A 15,164-nucleotide genomic window follows, 5' to 3' on the forward strand; every position below is an offset into this window, starting at 1 on the left:
TCCATACACTTCATAAAAAAGCCGCAAGCCCATAAAGACAGGGCTTGCGGCTTTCTATATTTTAAAACTTAATTTAATACTTTTAATGTGTGATCCTGAGCTTCGGCCTTCTCTTTTCTGCCTACCATCATGTAGTACACGAAAAAAGAAACAACTAGGAGAATCGCCATCGCCATGTACATTCCTCTATATCCAATGAGTGGAGTCAGGAACCCGAGTAAGAACGGACCTACGCCGATTCCGAGGTCTAAGAAGATATAAAATGTAGAGGTAGCAAGCCCCATACGGTGTACTGGAGATTTTTTCACTGCATATGCCTGTGCGCTGGCCTGTGTTGTACCGTATCCAAGGCCTACAAATACCGCAGACAGTAAGAGGATCAGTCCTGAATGAACCTGACTTAACAGGATCATTGCAATAATAAAACAGATAATCGCTGGATACATTACAAAGTTAACGCCATGTTTATCAAACCATTTGCCTGTGAACGGTCTTGTCAGGATAACGACAACGGCGTACACGATGAAGAAGAAACTGACGACTTCTGTTAGATTGATCTGTCCAGCGTACAGCTTTAGGTAAGAAAGAATGCTAGAATAGGCAAGCCCCATAAATAGGATTGTGATTGCAATGGGTATTGCTTTTGGCTCGAAAAAGTTAGAGATTTTAAAGCCTTTCATTTCACTCTTTTGTTCCGCTGTCAGCGTAAGTTTAGGCACATTCAAGAATAAGCCGGCCAGCAGTGAGAATACAGCAAGTACAGCACATAATACAAAGTTTCCAGTGACTGAGCTGTTGTTACTGATCATTACACCGAGGAAGGGTCCGATTGCAGAAGCAACGATAATACTTACCCCGTAATAGCCTGTCCCTTCTCCTCTTCTGCTGTGTGGTATAAGACTAGCAGAGATGGTACCTGTGGCTGTCGAAGCCAAAGCAAACGCTAATCCATGAAAGAAACGAATAACGAGCAAGGTAGTTATGCTGCTGATAAAGAAGTAACACAAGCTCAGGATGGTGAAGAAAATAAGTCCTGTAAATAACATACGTCTACGGCCCACATTCTCCATCAATCTTCCAGCTGCAATACGTCCCAGTAGAGCGCCGATAACAAAAATACTGGATCCTAACGCTGCGATGCCATCACTAACATGAAACTCATCTATAGCATAGGAAGGAATAATAACGACAAGCAAATAAAAACATAAAAACAATAAGAAGTTCACACCAAAAACGATTAGGAAGTCTTTCGTCCATAATCGTTCTTTTGTATCTGCAGTTTCCAACTCCATCACCTTTTTTCAATAATTTTGTTTCGGACTTGATCCATCACCTGAATGACCAGATTCTGTTCCTCAGGCGAAACACCCTCCATAATGCTCTTCTCATACTCATCCAGCAGAAGACGGATTTGCGACGCAACTTCCTTGCCCTTCTCCGATAACTGGATCCTTTTCTCCCGCTTGTCACTGACCGGAATTTGCTCCACATATCCAAGGCGAAGAAGCGTCATTACCGTTCTTGTAATCGTAGGTTTCTCTACATATAAACGTTTGGAAAGCTCCACGAGCGAAAAACTGCACTGATACATATCAAGATAATACATAATAGACCACTGGGCATTGTGAAGCTGGTAGTCCGCAAGAATACGATTCAGCTCACTGACAAAGGGACGATACAGCAAAAAGTATTTATGAAAAAAAGTTCTATGGTCCTCCATTTTCAACCTCCGGAATTTAGTTACTCTAGGTAACTACTTTTATAAGTATAATGAAACTTTTTACATATGTAAAGTTATTTCTGAAAATATTCGCAATAACTTGATCAGTTTTCAGGGTGTTTCATTAAGGTTTCAAGTTGGTAAAGATGCTGCCGTGCTCTTGAGTTAAAACCAAAAAAAGCAACCTCCCTCTGGCTTCATTACCAGTGGTGATTGCTTTTTGTCCCGCCAATGACGGACTAGTTCGTTTTCGCTTTTTTGAAAATCAAATGATCAAGTGACCAGCGTGTCGTTTCTGCAAATACCAGATACAGAGCAATAAGCATGAACGAGAGATCAAGCTCGTATCCATTAAGCAGCCCCATAGAAAGCTTAGTAGTAAGTACTGCGCCCAGCAGAATAATGAACAATATAGCAGACACATAACGTGTAAACAAACCGAGGATCAGCAGAATTCCTCCAATAAGTTCGACAGGCCCTACGATATAAGCCAAAAATCCAGGAATATTAATACTCTCAAACCATCCAGCCACATTACCAAGCCCAGTGTTAAACTTGTCCATCCCATGTGCAAGGAACAAAATACCGAACACTACCCTCATAATAGTTGTCACTATATTCATTTTCATCATGCTTCCCCCTAAATACGTCCCAAATTATTAGTAATACAGAACTTTTATTTATATATAAAATTACAGGGCACTTGTGTTAATGTCAACAAAAATATGGTTAATATATATTTTATATTCATATTTCTAATATTTTAGTCTGCTTAATGATCCCAAAACTGTGCGATCGTCCCCACAAAATGATAAACTATAAAGAATGATAAGGTTGGGATGAAAGGATGAATAACCCTTGGATATTGGCTCTACCATTCGTTCTATACGTAAACGCAAAAACATTACCATTGCTCAAATATGTGAAATGACAGGTTTATCTCAAGGTTTCATGAGTCAGGTGGAGACGAACAAGACCTCTCCCTCTATCGCTACACTTGAACATATTGCTGGCGCACTGGGAGTTCCTTTAGCTTATTTACTGCTCAAGAAAGAAGAACGGATGCAGATCATTCGCAAGGAAGATCGGAAGCAGACCTCAAGTGGCCCTGATGAGCTGAAAGTATCTCATCTTGCCACCACCAAGCATGTCCGAATGATGATTGTTGAAATGCCGCCTGGCTCTTCTACCGGAGAGAAGCCGCACGCTCATGAAGGGGAAGAAGTTCATCTTGTCATGAAGGGGAAAGTCTTAGCTGAACAAGGGGAAGAAGGCGTAGTACTAACCGAAGGTGATTCTTTTAGCTGGAACGCCTGCACCCCGCACAAAGTAAAGAATATCGGTGAGGAAACAGCACTCATCATGATCTCCGTATATACAGACGAGCCCAAAGATTGGACTGTGCTATAGCAGCCATACAAGAGTGAAGCGACTACACAAAAAAAGCCTGCTCTGACATGAGTCAGAGCAGGCTTTGCTATTATCTATTCAGCCCGTGTGCTCAGATGAGCAGCTGGGCTATGCTTTATTTTTCCTAACTGGAGAAAGGAGTCTTTCATCTCTTGTCCTTCTTTCATTTCCTTGCTGCAAAGCACACTGCACTCACGGAAAGCGGCATGCTGACAGCCATAGCATGTACCATGCTGAATGCTGGTCAAAGCTTCATTAATCGCTTCTCCCGTATGATCATAGAAATGAGATTCCCCGATCTTCTCGTATAAACCTGTCCGCTGTAATAAAGATAACGGCTGTGACTGAATACCCGAAATGAGCAGCTTGCCTCCCGCAGAATGCACTTTTTCGACAAGTGTTTCTAACATGAGTTCGGCTGTTGTATCCATAAAAGGAACTTTCCCCATCCGAAGCAAGATCACTTTATTCTCTTCTGCAGCGGATAAAGGAATCGTGTCATCAAACCGATAAGCTGCACCAAAAAATAATGGTCCTTCTATCGTGTAAATCCCAATTTGCGGGCAATCATGATGTTCGCTCACCATATGAGGTTTCACTTTGACTGTCTCTGGATCAGGCAGCACTTTAGATACGTTATGCGTGTCGCCCATTTGCTTCACAAACAAAATGGCGGCGAGCACAAGACCTACCTCAACCGCAAGCGTCAAATCAGTAAACACGGTAAGTAAAAAGGTAATAACGAGCACGAGCGAATCTCCCGTTTTTGTCTTGAACAAACGAGCAAACTCTTTTCGTTCACTCATATTCCACGCAACCACCATCAAAACAGGTGCCATCGCTGCTAGAGGTATATTCGAAGCGTAGGGTGCAAACAGTAAAAGGATTAAGAATACAACAATACCGTGAATGATCCCTGACATCGGGGATACCGCACCGCTTTTAATATTGGTAGCTGTTCTTGCTATCGCTCCTGTCGCGGCAATTCCGCCAAACATCGGGGCAGCAATATTCGCAATCCCTTGGCCAATGAGCTCCCTATTACTGTCATGCTTATCTCCCGTCATTCCATCTGCGACGACCGCAGAGAGCAAGGACTCAATTGCTCCGAGCATCGCAATCACAAAAGCAGGCTGTATGAGCTGTGTTATTCGTTCCCAAGTAATATGAGGGAACTGAAACTTAGGAAGTTCACTCGGAATAGCCCCATACGCAGAACCAATTGTAGCTACTTCTCCCTTAAAGAACAGGGTGGATACCACGGTTGCGAGCACCAGACCCACTAGGGAACCAGGCACTTTGGGAGCATATTTTTTCAGCACTAAAATAGCCACCAAAGAAACGACAGCTGTGATGATACTATATATATTTATTGTAGAGATGTGAGCGCCGATCTCTTTCATATTATCGATAAAAGCTTCATGACGTTCCATCCCGGTAAGACCTAGGAAATTTCCAATCTGACCTGTAAAAATAATAACAGCGATCCCTGCTGTGAACCCGATGGTAACCGGTCTTGGAATAAACTTAATGAGTACTCCAAGCTTAAAAACCCCCATCAGTACCAGCAAGACACCCGCCATCATCCCTGCAATGAGCAGGTTTTCATACCCATACTGCATCCCAATCGCAAAAAGAATCGGGATAAAGGCGCCCGTAGGACCGCCAATTTGAAATTTCGACCCTCCAAACAAGGAGATCAGAATCCCGGCAATAATCGTCGTATAAATTCCATATTCCGGTTTCACACCGGATGCAATAGCAAAAGCCATCCCTAGAGGAATGGCAATAATTCCAACGATTGTACCTGACACGATATCCTTACGCAAAGAAGCCATATTATAGCCTTTGAATCGGCCCCATCCTGTCATATACGATAACCTTCTTTTCTTTAAATATTTGATTATTTGAATATATGAAGTATAATACGACGCCCTGCTGAAAAAATCAACGTCAAAAATCACAACACGTTCACTTACACGTCTTGTTAATTTTTACGCATATCTTCGAGCATGGAAATCGCACTGACTAGTTGTTTATCAAAGATTTGTTTAGCAATAGACAGTAGTTCCTTAATAAGAGGATCCCGAAGGGAGTAAATAACGGAAGTTCCTTCTTTCACACTAGATACCACATTTTTGGAACGGAGTACGGCAAGCTGCTGAGAAACTGCAGAGCCCTCAGATCCAAGAATGGTTTGGATTTCGTTGACTGTCTTTTCTCCTTCGCTGAGTACCTCAAGTATTCGGATACGCATAGGGTGAGCCAGCGCCTTGAAAAATTCAGCTTTAAATTGTTGGACTTCATTATTCATAGGTAGTAAACTCCTTGGATTGTTCCTGAAAATATATTGTTATCATAGCACAGGACCTGCTGTGCTGAAACCTCTAGTCAAAAGTTGACTATTCAATAGGCTTATCTGCTGGGTAATGGATAGAAGCTGCTGAATTTCAAATAAACTTAAAATAGAGGAGACCATGGATTATGAAGCAAGCCATGATTATTATCAATCCTTCCTCGGGGAAAGAAAAGGCGCTCGTGTATGTCCGCCAAGTGGAAGATATCTTGCGCAACAAGGGATATGAAGTCAGTGTAAGTGAGACTGCCAAGCCGCTCGATGCAACAAAATTCTGTCTACAAGCCTGCGAGGAATATTATGATCTTGTAGTCTCTATCGGTGGTGATGGTACCCTTCATGAAACGATTAACGGACTCATAGATCAAGAACACCGACCTACACTGGGTGTTGTGCCTCTTGGTACAATAAATGATTTTGCCCGTGCGCTGAACATTCCCCTTGATCCGGAAAAGGCCATCCATACCCTGACTTCATCCATCGTCAAAACCGTCGATATTGGCAAAATGAATGACCGCTTGTTCGCCAATGTCGTTGCGGTAGGTTCTTTAGCGGAATCATTATCTTCCGTATCTTCTGAAGAAAAGACGAAGCTTGGTGCTTTTGCCTACTTAAAAGAAGGATTCAAAGAATTAATAAAAACTTCATCACACCCTCTTACCATTATGCATGATGGAGAGTCCTGGATCGGTGAGTCGCTTTTATTTGTAGTGGCGCTTACAAACTCCGTAGGCGGCTTTGAAAAAATGGTCCCAGAGGCATCCGTTGATGACGGTCTGCTCCACTGTTTTATTATAAAAGATATTAACGTATTTAATACGATTACAGTAGGTACCTCTTTGTTATTTGGAAGCCTGAAAGAACATAAGGATGTCGTCTATTTTACCGCCAAACAGGTTCAAGTAACTTCATCAGAGCAGATCCACACCAACGTCGATGGCGAGGATGGACCTCCTCTTCCGCTCGAACTCCGCATCCTGCCTTCTCATATTGAGGTCATTGTGCCGGAAGAGTAATTAATTATTCTATTATGAAGCCTTGCTGTAAGGGTGGACACAGTTCCGCCCTTTTTCCTTAGCCATATAGAGAGCCTCATCGGCTTGTCTCATCAGTGTAATTAAAGGAAGGGATTCACCCTGCTGCATATGGACATGCGTTACTCCAAAACTCGATGTAACCCGGACCTCCTTGCCATTCACAAGCATACACTTGTCAGCAACATGAGCTCTTATGGAATCAGCCACTTTAAAAGCTTCGGTCAGCGAAGTCTCCGGCAGACATAATATGAATTCATCGCCTCCATACCTGCCTGCAATATGTACCGGCTGTATATTTGTTTTGACTGCTTCTGCCACATGGGTGAGAACAATATCACCTGCTTCGTGTCCGATCTTATCATTCACTTGTTTAAAATAATCGACGTCAAACATAATCATGGAGAAAGATCCTCCTGATTGACTGAGCTTGTTCAAATAGTTCTCAGATTCACGCATCAGAGCCCTTTTATTGAGCATTCCTGTCAAACTGTCGGTATCGGCAAGTTCTTTTAACTTTTCCTCCATGACAACTCGCTCTGTAATATTCGCAAAGGAAATGATCGTTCCGATTCTCTCCTTATGTTTATTTCGAATAGGTGCAAAATGAATATGATAATAACGAGTTACTCCACTATGTAAAAACTGCTGATCCTGCTCTCTTCCAGCCTCAATAATCGGAATCAGTTCAGGATAGCCGCTAAACACTTTACTAATCTGCATTCCGATCGCTTTTTTATGAAGTGTAGGTACGATATCTAGCATAGCCTGGTTATAATCAACGACCATTTCTTTCTCGTTAAGCACTACAATGCCATCTTCCATATTCGTAAACACGGTATCCCTCGCAATGGGAATGACATCAAACATTTTAAATCTCAGCAGTGCAACACCATGAAATATATAAGAAATACTTGTAAAAACCGGCCCTAGGTCAATCCCATACGGACTCAGCTCCATCAAATAAAGAAATCCGCCAATTAATGGAACGATCAGCCCCGTGACCATCACGAGAATTTGAAACCGAAACTTGGGCCTGTGCGCGCTGCGAAGTCCTCGAAATAAAACAGTAATTCCCGCAATCATACAGCCGTATAAGAAAGCCGTATGCACGCCAAACCATAACCCGTATTCTAAATCCGCCATAGGAAAAGGACTATCGCTACGCAGTTTCATTGATGTGTAATACAGATGATGAAAGTCGTTTGTCGCTTGCAGTAACAGGGTCATGGCAGGAATGAGAAATAGACTATAGAAAATAGACCGTTTTAGTTGAAGTCCTACGTATTCTATGCACATGAGTAACGTAAATACTGGGATCAGCGCCAGTGGGATATACTCGATTTTAATCCAGAACATAATCCTCTCTATGGATGTGCTCACCAGTTCAAAAATATAAGCAAAAGAATAAAGGGAGGCTAATAGAGATAAAACAATGTAATAACGGCCTCCCGGAGAATTCTTAAATGTTAGCGTACCGTAAATGCATAAAAAGACACTGAGTGTCCCTCCAAATAGAATGATAATAATAGGAGCCAGCAACTCTTCTGTCATACTCATATTCTCATCTTCACCAGCCCCGATTTTAAATCTAATGTCTTATTATATAGCAGAAACTTCCATAAAAACAGCAGTAAATTACAAAAATCGACAAATTCAAAAAACCTCGAAGTTCTCCCTTACAGAGAAATCGAGGTTTATCCATACTATATAAGCCTTAGATGCCGCCAGCGGCTTCCCATTTTGCAATTTCTTCTCGGACAATAGGGGCAACTTTGGTACCAAGCAGTTCAATCGCCCGCATTACGTCCGCGTGCGGCATCGTACCCAGAGGAACATGCAGCATAAACCGGGTGATGCCCACATTTTTGCGCAAATGAATGATCTTCTCCGCCACCGTCTGCGGGTCCCCTACATATAGTGCACCTTCGAGACTACGAGCCGCATCATAACTTGAACGAGTATAAGAAGGCCATCCACGTTCCTTGCCAATGACGTTCATGCTCTGCTGTGTCGGCAGGAAGAAGGTATCTACTGCGGACTCTAAATCATCGCCTACAAAACCATGAGAATGAGAGGCAACCGGAAGCTTGGAAGCATCATGACCGGCATGGGCAGCAGCCTTTTTATATAACTGAACCAACGGCGCAAACTGAGTCGGTCTGCCCCCGATGATCGCTAGTACAAGCGGTAAACCAAGTAGTCCCGCACGAATGACGGACTCCTGATTCCCGCCGCTCCCAATCCATACCGGCAGCAGATCTTGGACCGGATGAGGATATACGCCTAGATTGTGAATCGCCGGACGATGCGTACCGCTCCAGGTTACTTTTTCGGATTCACGTAACTTTAGTAACAGATCCAGTTTCTCATCAAACAACGTATCATAATCATTCAGATCATATCCAAACAAGGGAAAGGATTCAATAAAAGAACCCCGTCCTGCCATAATCTTAGCCCGGCCATTTGAAATACCATCTAGTGTAGCAAAATCCTGAAATACTCGTACCGGATCAGCCGAAGATAATACCGTTACCGCACTTGTTAAGCGAATACGACTCGTATGAGCTGCGGCTGCAGCCAGTACCATAGCGGGACTCGAAGCCGCATAATCTTTCCGATGATGCTCCCCTACTCCATATACATCAAGGCCCACCTGATCTGCAAGCACGATCTCCTCGACTACTTCACGCAAACGCTGTGCGTGGCTCATGACTTCACCTGTGTGCACATCCGGAGAAGTTTCTGCAAACGTACTAATGCCGATCTCCATCCTAACCCCTCCAAATATATGTATTTAAAAACGTAAGTAAATAACTTTATTATAATAACTATATATTGAAGGTTTACCTTTGTTTTGGCAAGAAGTTTCTTTTCCTTGGTCATCTCTTGTCTCTGAATCATAAAAAAGCCATTCCTGTACGGGAATGACTTTTTTCTCATATTGCTCTTATCTACTTTTGGCTTTTTTCTATACCTTTTTAACAAACTCCGACTTTAATTTCATCGCTCCAAATCCATCAATCTTACAATCGATATCGTGATCTCCGTCAATCAGGCGGATATTTTTCACTTTCGTACCGATCTTGATAACAGATGAGCTTCCTTTTACTTTCAAATCCTTAATTACAGTTACCGTATCACCATCGTTTAGCACGTTACCATTCGAATCTTTAATTACTCTTGTATCTTCATTGCTTTCCATATCAGCGGGGTTCCACTCATGAAAACACTCCGGACATACTAGCGAAGTCCCATCTTCATACGTATATTCAGAATTACATTTCGGACAGTTAGGCAAATCAGACATCTTCATTCCTCAATTCATTAGATATTTGTTTGTCGTAGCCAGACCTTTCGGCCCTTGGTCCGTTATATAATATCATAACTTTCAGATATTAAGAAATATGAAAATAGATTAGGTCTTGTAAACGGTAACAATTGTATGTCAAAATCAGTGTAGAGCATAGATTGTCTACATAAAAAGGAGGAACACTAATGAGAACGATGAAACTTGGAAGCAGTTCACTTGAAGTACCCGTTATAGCGGTAGGCTGTATGCGTATAAACTCTCTGGATAAAGCAGGTGCTGAACATTTTGTTCAAACGGCTCTTGAAGAGGGAGCAAACTTCTTTGATCACGCGGATATTTACGGCGGTGGAGAATGTGAAGAAATTTTTGCAGACGCCATTCAAATGAACGATGACATCCGAGAAAAGATCATCCTCCAATCCAAATGCGGCATTCGAAATGGCATGTTTGATTTTTCCAAAGAGCATATTTTGGATTCAGTTGACCGTATTTTGGCTCGTCTCAAAACCGATTATTTAGATACCTTGCTGCTTCATCGCCCAGATGCTCTGGTTGAACCAGAAGAGGTGGCTGAAGCGTTTGATCTTCTAGAGAGTTCAGGTAAAGTTCGTCACTTTGGGGTGTCCAACCAGAACCCGATGCAAATTGAACTGCTGAAGAAATATGTGAAACAGCCTTTAATTGCAAATCAGCTGCAGCTTAGTATCACGAACACAACCATGATTTCAAGCGGCATTAATGTAAATATGGAAAATGAAGCTGCGGTCAATCGAGACGGAAGTATCCTTGATTATTGCAGATTACATGATATTACCATTCAGCCATGGTCTCCATTTCAATATGGATTCTTCGAAGGGGTGTTCCTCGGAAGCGATAAATTCCCTGAACTAAATCAAGCCATTGACCAGATGGCTGAGAGATATTCGGTAAGCAACACGACGATTGCAATCGCCTGGTTACTTCGCCATCCTGCACAAATGCAGCCTGTCATTGGAACCATGAATCTGGAGCGTCTAAAAGACTGCTGTAAAGCAGCTGATATTCGTATGACTCGTGAGGAATGGTATGAAATTTACCGCGCAGCCGGGAACGTACTTCCATAAAGCATTGTAGTTAATAAACTATTATTAATCAGCCAGCCTCTGTTTTTCGGAACAGAGGCTATATTTTTAGTAACCAGCCTACGGCTCTTTTAAAGTCGTTACCTCTGAGAAGTTCGAACAGGGGGAATAAGACAACAGCAAGTCCGATCTACATCAGCGGGCTGAAAGACAACCGGTTGTAACTGTCCCGCGTACCGAATTGTAGTGTTTTCCGTGTCAAAGTGGCGCACTGCATCATATACGAATTTGCTGTTTAATGAAACTTGAAAATCCATGCCGATCTTCATCGAGGTGGAGAGTTCGTCATTCATATCCCCTACTTCGGAGTGATTAGAATGAAGCTTTATTTTGTTACCGATTATGGAAAAATGAATGATATTTTCGCTTGCGAGTACAGAGGCACGTTCTATCGATTGCAGAAGGCTTTGGGTATGGAGAGTCACCTCCGACCCGGTCGATTTGGGAATGAGATGTTCGGTGTGAGGATAATCTCCTTGAAGAAGAGCGGATTGGAGCTTTAACTGGCCAGATATGAATCTAATGTTATTTGTGTTGATTTGAATTTCTGTTGTACCTTCCATCGTTTTCATTACTTTAAGCAGTTCTTTGATACTTTTTCTAGGAACAACCACTCGCTGGCCTATATCATGCTTGGCCTCTAGTACTTCTATAGTCATTGTTGCTAGTTTTATACTATCTGTTGCCGTCAAAGTCAGCTTCTTGTCCTTGTACTCAAAGAGCACACCTGTTAAGAGTGGCCGTGACAATGTATCTACTGTTGCTGACAAGGTTTGTTTTATCGCTAATAGAAGAGCTTTGTTAGATACAAAGAACCTAGTTTTATCGTCACCTGCACTACGCCGTAGTAAAGGAATACAATCTGCCGATTCTGTCCCCCTTATACGAAAATGGGCTTTATTTGAAGAGATGATAAGAGTCGATTTATCTCTCGCCTTTAACGTAACGAGCCCTGTGCCTAGCTTCCGTATGACTTCGTATAAGTACATCGCTGGAACCATTATGCTTCCTGTCTGCTCTATGGAACAGATGCGATCCTCACGGTCTCCAGTAATAACCGTATGTTCAAGGATGAAAGTGGAGTTGCTTGCTGTAAATGTAAGTCGATCCTTATTAGCCTGAATATGTACACCTGGGATTCCCAGCATCGTATCTTGAGATACCGCTCTCATGACAAGCCGAAGTGCTTGGTACAATTCCTCCCGTTCTACTACCAGAAGCACATTCATCACCTCAGCCTCTCTAAACTATGTTATTTAGATAAAAAATACTGCTCCATCATGGTGCGTATCGCTTCTGATTTAGATAATTCTAATTCTGCACAATGTTTTTCGAACTGTTCCCACATTTCCTCCGTTAAGGTCAGCGATACCTTTTTCGTTACACCTATACTTTTTCGTCCTGCACCTTCACGAAGCCCGCCTTTGGTAAAAAGAAATCCCAACTGACCTTCTTTATTTGAAACGCCTACTTTAATATTGTCATCGGTCAAATCTATTCCTCCTAAAAATTGAATTAAGTAACTTAAATCATATGTATAATTTAATCATATCACTACTCTAATTTATTTACAATATTTTCAAGATGATAAAGACATAAATAAAAGAGACCTCTTCTAAGAGATCCCTTTCGCTGCTGTATTTTCAGATCATTTCTTCGCTCTCACACTTCATACTCAGGTTCATACTCACTGAGCTTTCCTTCGTAGATCAGTTTCATTCGATCACTTTGCCGGAAATCATCGGGGGTGACGAGTGCGGGCAGCTTATCCCATATTTTTATCCCGGATCGCTGCAGGATCTCTGCCACAAACTGTGAACAAAAGTAAGAGTTACTGAATTCCACGGGCTCTTTGAGCGCAATGCCGATCACTCCAAGAATGTTATATAAATACTTCTCGCGTTTCTGGATAAATACTTGCAGGACCCGCTTCATCTTCTCCACTTCACGTTCCGTCACCTTTAGCTCATAGATAACACATGTCGTATTCGGATATTTACTGAATGTGCCTGTCTTCAGATTCTCTTTTACAAAGCCGCCATTCAAGGGATTATTCGGGTTCTTCCTCCCAAAACTATACATCTCCGAAAGCTCTCGGTTAAAAGAGATGGAGGCATGATTGTAAGGTGCTCTTGTGTACGTTTGAATGATCTGCGTAAACAATGTTCCTGTATTGGTAAGTAAGATAAAGATAGATGGATTCGATGCCATTACGAAATTTCCCCTTATCAAATGTGAAGGTTTCCCTCATAATAACATATGATTCTTTTAATGGAATTTTACTTCAAGTTAAGTTGGTGATGTTCGTGAACCGTTCGTTTCTTACCATTGTCCTTATCTTTGCAGCCTTACTGGCCATACAACTCGTCTATTATTTGGTCGACAAATATGAGAAAAGCAAAGATTATACCGCTATTGGCACACGTCTTAAAACGTGGTGGGGTATGTTTTTTATCTTCTGTTTAGCTACCCTTTTTAACCCGGTGGTGTCTCTCCTATCTCTGATGGCCCTCTGCTTCTTCACACTAAAAGAATACTTTTCCATGATCCGCACAAGAAAAGCAGACCGCCGGCTGTTTCTATGGGCTTACTTGTCCATCCCGGTACAGTTCTACTGGATCTATATCGGGTGGTACGGCATGTTCATTGTCTTTATACCGATCTATGTGTTCTTGTTCATTCCGCTGCCACGCCTCATTAACAAAGGAACCGTTGGTTTCTTACGCAGTGTTAGTTCGACCCAGTGGGGACTCATGTTAATGGTGTTCGGACTGAGCCACCTCGCTTACTTCCAGTTTGCTACTCCCGAATATGGAGCAGGACTGGTGTTATTTCTTGTTGTACTCACCCAGCTGAATGATGTCGTCCACTATTTAGCATCGATTTATTTTGGTAAACGGAAAGTGGTTCCTACCGCGAACCCTTATTTAACCTGGGAAGGGTTTGCCTTCGCGTTTGTCGTAACTACTCTGGTATCATACTTCATCCATCCTTACCTCACACCGCTCGGTGTCACGTTTGGTGTGATTTCAGGTATGCTAATCAGCCTCAGCGGGTTCTTCGGCAGTTTGACCGTTTCCGTGCTCAAAAGAGATTTGCTCATCGGAGATGATAACAAGTTTCAAGCGCTCAAGAAGAGCTACCTTAGCCGGGTCGATAGTTTAACCTATACCTCACCGGTCTTATTTCATTTCATTCGATATTTCTTTGACTTTATGTAAGTCTATTTTCACTTTCCGAAATGATATTGTAGGCTCCATCTATGGTTTAGTAACTAGTGAACAAAGCAACAACCAGAATGAGTAACCAGATAAAAAAGGTCGAGCCACATATGATGATTTCAAAAAAATGAAGTCGCATTACTTTATAATCACTCTGTTTGGCTTGGCGAATCCCTAAGAAGTCACCATGCTGAAAAATATAAATAAAACCACAAGCAAAAACGAAACCACCCGTTATAAATATCCCTGAAGGTAAACTCATCACATAGTAGGGATTCCCGCTTGTCTCTAAGCCCAAGGTAAATCCAAATTGCTTAGATAATAAAAAGGTGAACACAATCAGAGTGAACAGAATCAGCGGTATACTAAAGGGATGTGTTCGGTAATCAATTCGTTTCAGTAGATCTTGAACTCTACGACTTTTCGGTTCAAGATCTGCCGTTACTTGATCTTCCGTTTCCTCTTGCACAATCTCCAAAAACCAATAACCGGTCATCCCTATGAAAATAACAGGATTCAGCAGGCGTATTGCCAACCCAAAATCATAAATAGCAAGGAGGATAAAGAAGACAAGCAAAATCAAAAATGCTCTATTTGCTAATTTCTCACCATCTGCCCATACTTTTTGGAGAAAAACTCGGTGATTCTTACCTCCTTCTGCTTTGCTGTTTATTCCATTCGGAGTCACCTGCCGCTGTCCAAACAGAATGATCAGATGAGCAGCCAAAGTTAAGCTAAGTCCGAGAATAAGGTAGATGAACGCTTCTGCCGGATACGTAACATACGTATCGTAATGCTCCACAATCCAGAGACCATCCACAACGATACAGGTGAGTCCAATGAACAAGATATAAGGAGCCGCCCTTCTAATCATGATTCTTCACCCCCTTTTGCTTCATCATAATAAATTCGTATATGACAGCATATTAGATGATATGAGACATCAAAGTTACAATTCATATCTTATATTGTATTATAAGGAAATTCTA

16 protein-coding genes are annotated in these 15,164 nt (G+C 42.0%); 4 read left to right on the forward strand and 12 right to left on the reverse strand.

What is annotated here, in order from left to right; genetic code table 11:
- Positions 1-68 precede the first annotated feature (68 nt).
- The 3 genes from PV403_RS10480 to PV403_RS10490 all read right to left on the reverse strand — a co-directional run bounded on the left by PV403_RS10480 (position 69) and on the right by PV403_RS10490 (position 2,352).
- A complete protein-coding gene (locus PV403_RS10480; protein WP_332084536.1) occupies positions 69-1,292 on the reverse strand; it encodes an MFS transporter in 1,224 nt (407 codons plus the stop codon).
- Positions 1,292-1,720: a MarR family winged helix-turn-helix transcriptional regulator gene (locus PV403_RS10485; protein ID WP_332084537.1), complete on the reverse strand. Its 429-nt coding sequence runs from the start codon at positions 1,718-1,720 to the stop codon at positions 1,292-1,294. The genes PV403_RS10480 and PV403_RS10485 overlap by 1 nt, the downstream gene beginning before the upstream one ends.
- 239 nt (positions 1,721-1,959) lie before the next feature.
- A complete protein-coding gene (locus PV403_RS10490; RefSeq protein ID WP_213530815.1) occupies positions 1,960-2,352 on the reverse strand; it encodes a DoxX family protein in 393 nt (130 codons plus the stop codon).
- Positions 2,353-2,578: 226 nt separating this feature from the next.
- On the opposite strand from PV403_RS10490, the gene PV403_RS10495 reads away from it, so the two are divergent.
- Positions 2,579-3,130: a helix-turn-helix domain-containing protein gene (locus PV403_RS10495; protein ID WP_332084538.1), complete on the forward strand. Its 552-nt coding sequence runs from the start codon at positions 2,579-2,581 to the stop codon at positions 3,128-3,130.
- A gap of 74 nt (positions 3,131-3,204) precedes the next feature.
- On the opposite strand, the gene PV403_RS10500 is transcribed toward PV403_RS10495, so the two are convergent.
- Both PV403_RS10500 and PV403_RS10505 read right to left on the reverse strand, forming a co-directional pair.
- Positions 3,205-5,001: a SulP family inorganic anion transporter gene (locus tag PV403_RS10500; protein WP_332084539.1), complete on the reverse strand. Its 1,797-nt coding sequence runs from the start codon at positions 4,999-5,001 to the stop codon at positions 3,205-3,207.
- A 116-nt stretch (positions 5,002-5,117) separates the two neighbouring features.
- Entirely contained in the window at positions 5,118-5,444 is a 327-nt protein-coding gene (locus PV403_RS10505; protein WP_213530821.1) for an ArsR/SmtB family transcription factor, read from the reverse strand.
- Positions 5,445-5,614: 170 nt separating this feature from the next.
- Here PV403_RS10505 and PV403_RS10510 point away from each other — a divergent pair, with 170 nt between their 5' ends.
- Positions 5,615-6,502, forward strand: a complete 888-nt coding sequence (locus PV403_RS10510) for a diacylglycerol/lipid kinase family protein (protein ID WP_332084540.1) — start codon at positions 5,615-5,617, stop codon at positions 6,500-6,502.
- A gap of 12 nt (positions 6,503-6,514) precedes the next feature.
- On the opposite strand, the gene PV403_RS10515 is transcribed toward PV403_RS10510, so the two are convergent.
- From PV403_RS10515 to PV403_RS10525, 3 genes are all read right to left on the reverse strand, one after another.
- Entirely contained in the window at positions 6,515-8,080 is a 1,566-nt protein-coding gene (locus PV403_RS10515; protein ID WP_332084541.1) for a histidine kinase N-terminal 7TM domain-containing diguanylate cyclase, read from the reverse strand.
- Positions 8,081-8,237: 157 nt separating this feature from the next.
- Positions 8,238-9,293: an LLM class flavin-dependent oxidoreductase gene (locus PV403_RS10520; protein WP_332084542.1), complete on the reverse strand. Its 1,056-nt coding sequence runs from the start codon at positions 9,291-9,293 to the stop codon at positions 8,238-8,240.
- Between the two features lie 198 nt (positions 9,294-9,491).
- Positions 9,492-9,830, reverse strand: a complete 339-nt coding sequence (locus PV403_RS10525) for a zinc ribbon domain-containing protein YjdM (RefSeq protein WP_160032524.1) — start codon at positions 9,828-9,830, stop codon at positions 9,492-9,494.
- 188 nt (positions 9,831-10,018) lie between these two features.
- Here PV403_RS10525 and PV403_RS10530 point away from each other — a divergent pair, with 188 nt between their 5' ends.
- Positions 10,019-10,936 (forward strand): aldo/keto reductase, encoded by a 918-nt coding sequence (locus PV403_RS10530; protein WP_332084543.1) that lies wholly within the window; start codon positions 10,019-10,021, stop codon positions 10,934-10,936.
- A gap of 98 nt (positions 10,937-11,034) precedes the next feature.
- Here PV403_RS10530 and dnaN read toward each other — a convergent pair whose 3' ends face one another.
- The 3 genes from dnaN to PV403_RS10545 all read right to left on the reverse strand — a co-directional run bounded on the left by dnaN (position 11,035) and on the right by PV403_RS10545 (position 13,165).
- The gene (gene dnaN, locus PV403_RS10535; RefSeq protein WP_332084544.1) at positions 11,035-12,183 is read right to left on the reverse strand and encodes a DNA polymerase III subunit beta; all 1,149 of its coding nucleotides are present in this window, start codon (positions 12,181-12,183) and stop codon (positions 11,035-11,037) included.
- Between the two features lie 23 nt (positions 12,184-12,206).
- The gene (locus PV403_RS10540; RefSeq protein WP_213530833.1) at positions 12,207-12,446 is read right to left on the reverse strand and encodes a ribbon-helix-helix domain-containing protein; all 240 of its coding nucleotides are present in this window, start codon (positions 12,444-12,446) and stop codon (positions 12,207-12,209) included.
- Positions 12,447-12,616: 170 nt separating this feature from the next.
- Positions 12,617-13,165 (reverse strand): hypothetical protein, encoded by a 549-nt coding sequence (locus PV403_RS10545; RefSeq protein ID WP_213530835.1) that lies wholly within the window; start codon positions 13,163-13,165, stop codon positions 12,617-12,619.
- A gap of 95 nt (positions 13,166-13,260) precedes the next feature.
- Between PV403_RS10545 and PV403_RS10550 the strand changes: the two genes are divergently transcribed.
- Entirely contained in the window at positions 13,261-14,175 is a 915-nt protein-coding gene (locus PV403_RS10550; RefSeq protein WP_213530837.1) for a phosphatidate cytidylyltransferase, read from the forward strand.
- Positions 14,176-14,221: 46 nt separating this feature from the next.
- Here PV403_RS10550 and PV403_RS10555 read toward each other — a convergent pair whose 3' ends face one another.
- Positions 14,222-15,049 carry a hypothetical protein gene (locus PV403_RS10555; protein ID WP_332084545.1) on the reverse strand — a complete coding sequence of 276 codons (828 nt, stop codon included), beginning with the start codon at positions 15,047-15,049 and terminating at the stop codon, positions 14,222-14,224.
- Positions 15,050-15,164: the final 115 nt, after the last annotated feature.

Source organism: Paenibacillus sp. GYB006 (assembly GCF_036577645.1).
In the GTDB taxonomy this organism is placed as follows: Bacteria; Bacillota; Bacilli; order Paenibacillales; family Paenibacillaceae; genus Paenibacillus.

Coding starts and splice junctions, on each gene's coding strand:
- PV403_RS10555 (WP_332084545.1), bottom strand. CDS start 15,049: ATGATTAGAAGGGCGGCTCCTTATATCTTGTTCATTGGACTCACCTGT.
- PV403_RS10510 (WP_332084540.1), top strand. CDS start 5,615: ATGAAGCAAGCCATGATTATTATCAATCCTTCCTCGGGGAAAGAAAAG.
- PV403_RS10530 (WP_332084543.1), top strand. CDS start 10,019: ATGAGAACGATGAAACTTGGAAGCAGTTCACTTGAAGTACCCGTTATA.
- dnaN (WP_332084544.1), bottom strand. CDS start 12,183: ATGAATGTGCTTCTGGTAGTAGAACGGGAGGAATTGTACCAAGCACTT.
- PV403_RS10515 (WP_332084541.1), bottom strand. CDS start 8,080: ATGAGTATGACAGAAGAGTTGCTGGCTCCTATTATTATCATTCTATTT.
- PV403_RS10490 (WP_213530815.1), bottom strand. CDS start 2,352: ATGATGAAAATGAATATAGTGACAACTATTATGAGGGTAGTGTTCGGT.
- PV403_RS10525 (WP_160032524.1), bottom strand. CDS start 9,830: ATGTCTGATTTGCCTAACTGTCCGAAATGTAATTCTGAATATACGTAT.
- PV403_RS10480 (WP_332084536.1), bottom strand. CDS start 1,292: ATGGAGTTGGAAACTGCAGATACAAAAGAACGATTATGGACGAAAGAC.
- PV403_RS10505 (WP_213530821.1), bottom strand. CDS start 5,444: ATGAATAATGAAGTCCAACAATTTAAAGCTGAATTTTTCAAGGCGCTG.
- PV403_RS10520 (WP_332084542.1), bottom strand. CDS start 9,293: ATGGAGATCGGCATTAGTACGTTTGCAGAAACTTCTCCGGATGTGCAC.
- PV403_RS10500 (WP_332084539.1), bottom strand. CDS start 5,001: ATGACAGGATGGGGCCGATTCAAAGGCTATAATATGGCTTCTTTGCGT.
- PV403_RS10485 (WP_332084537.1), bottom strand. CDS start 1,720: ATGGAGGACCATAGAACTTTTTTTCATAAATACTTTTTGCTGTATCGT.
- PV403_RS10545 (WP_213530835.1), bottom strand. CDS start 13,165: ATGGCATCGAATCCATCTATCTTTATCTTACTTACCAATACAGGAACA.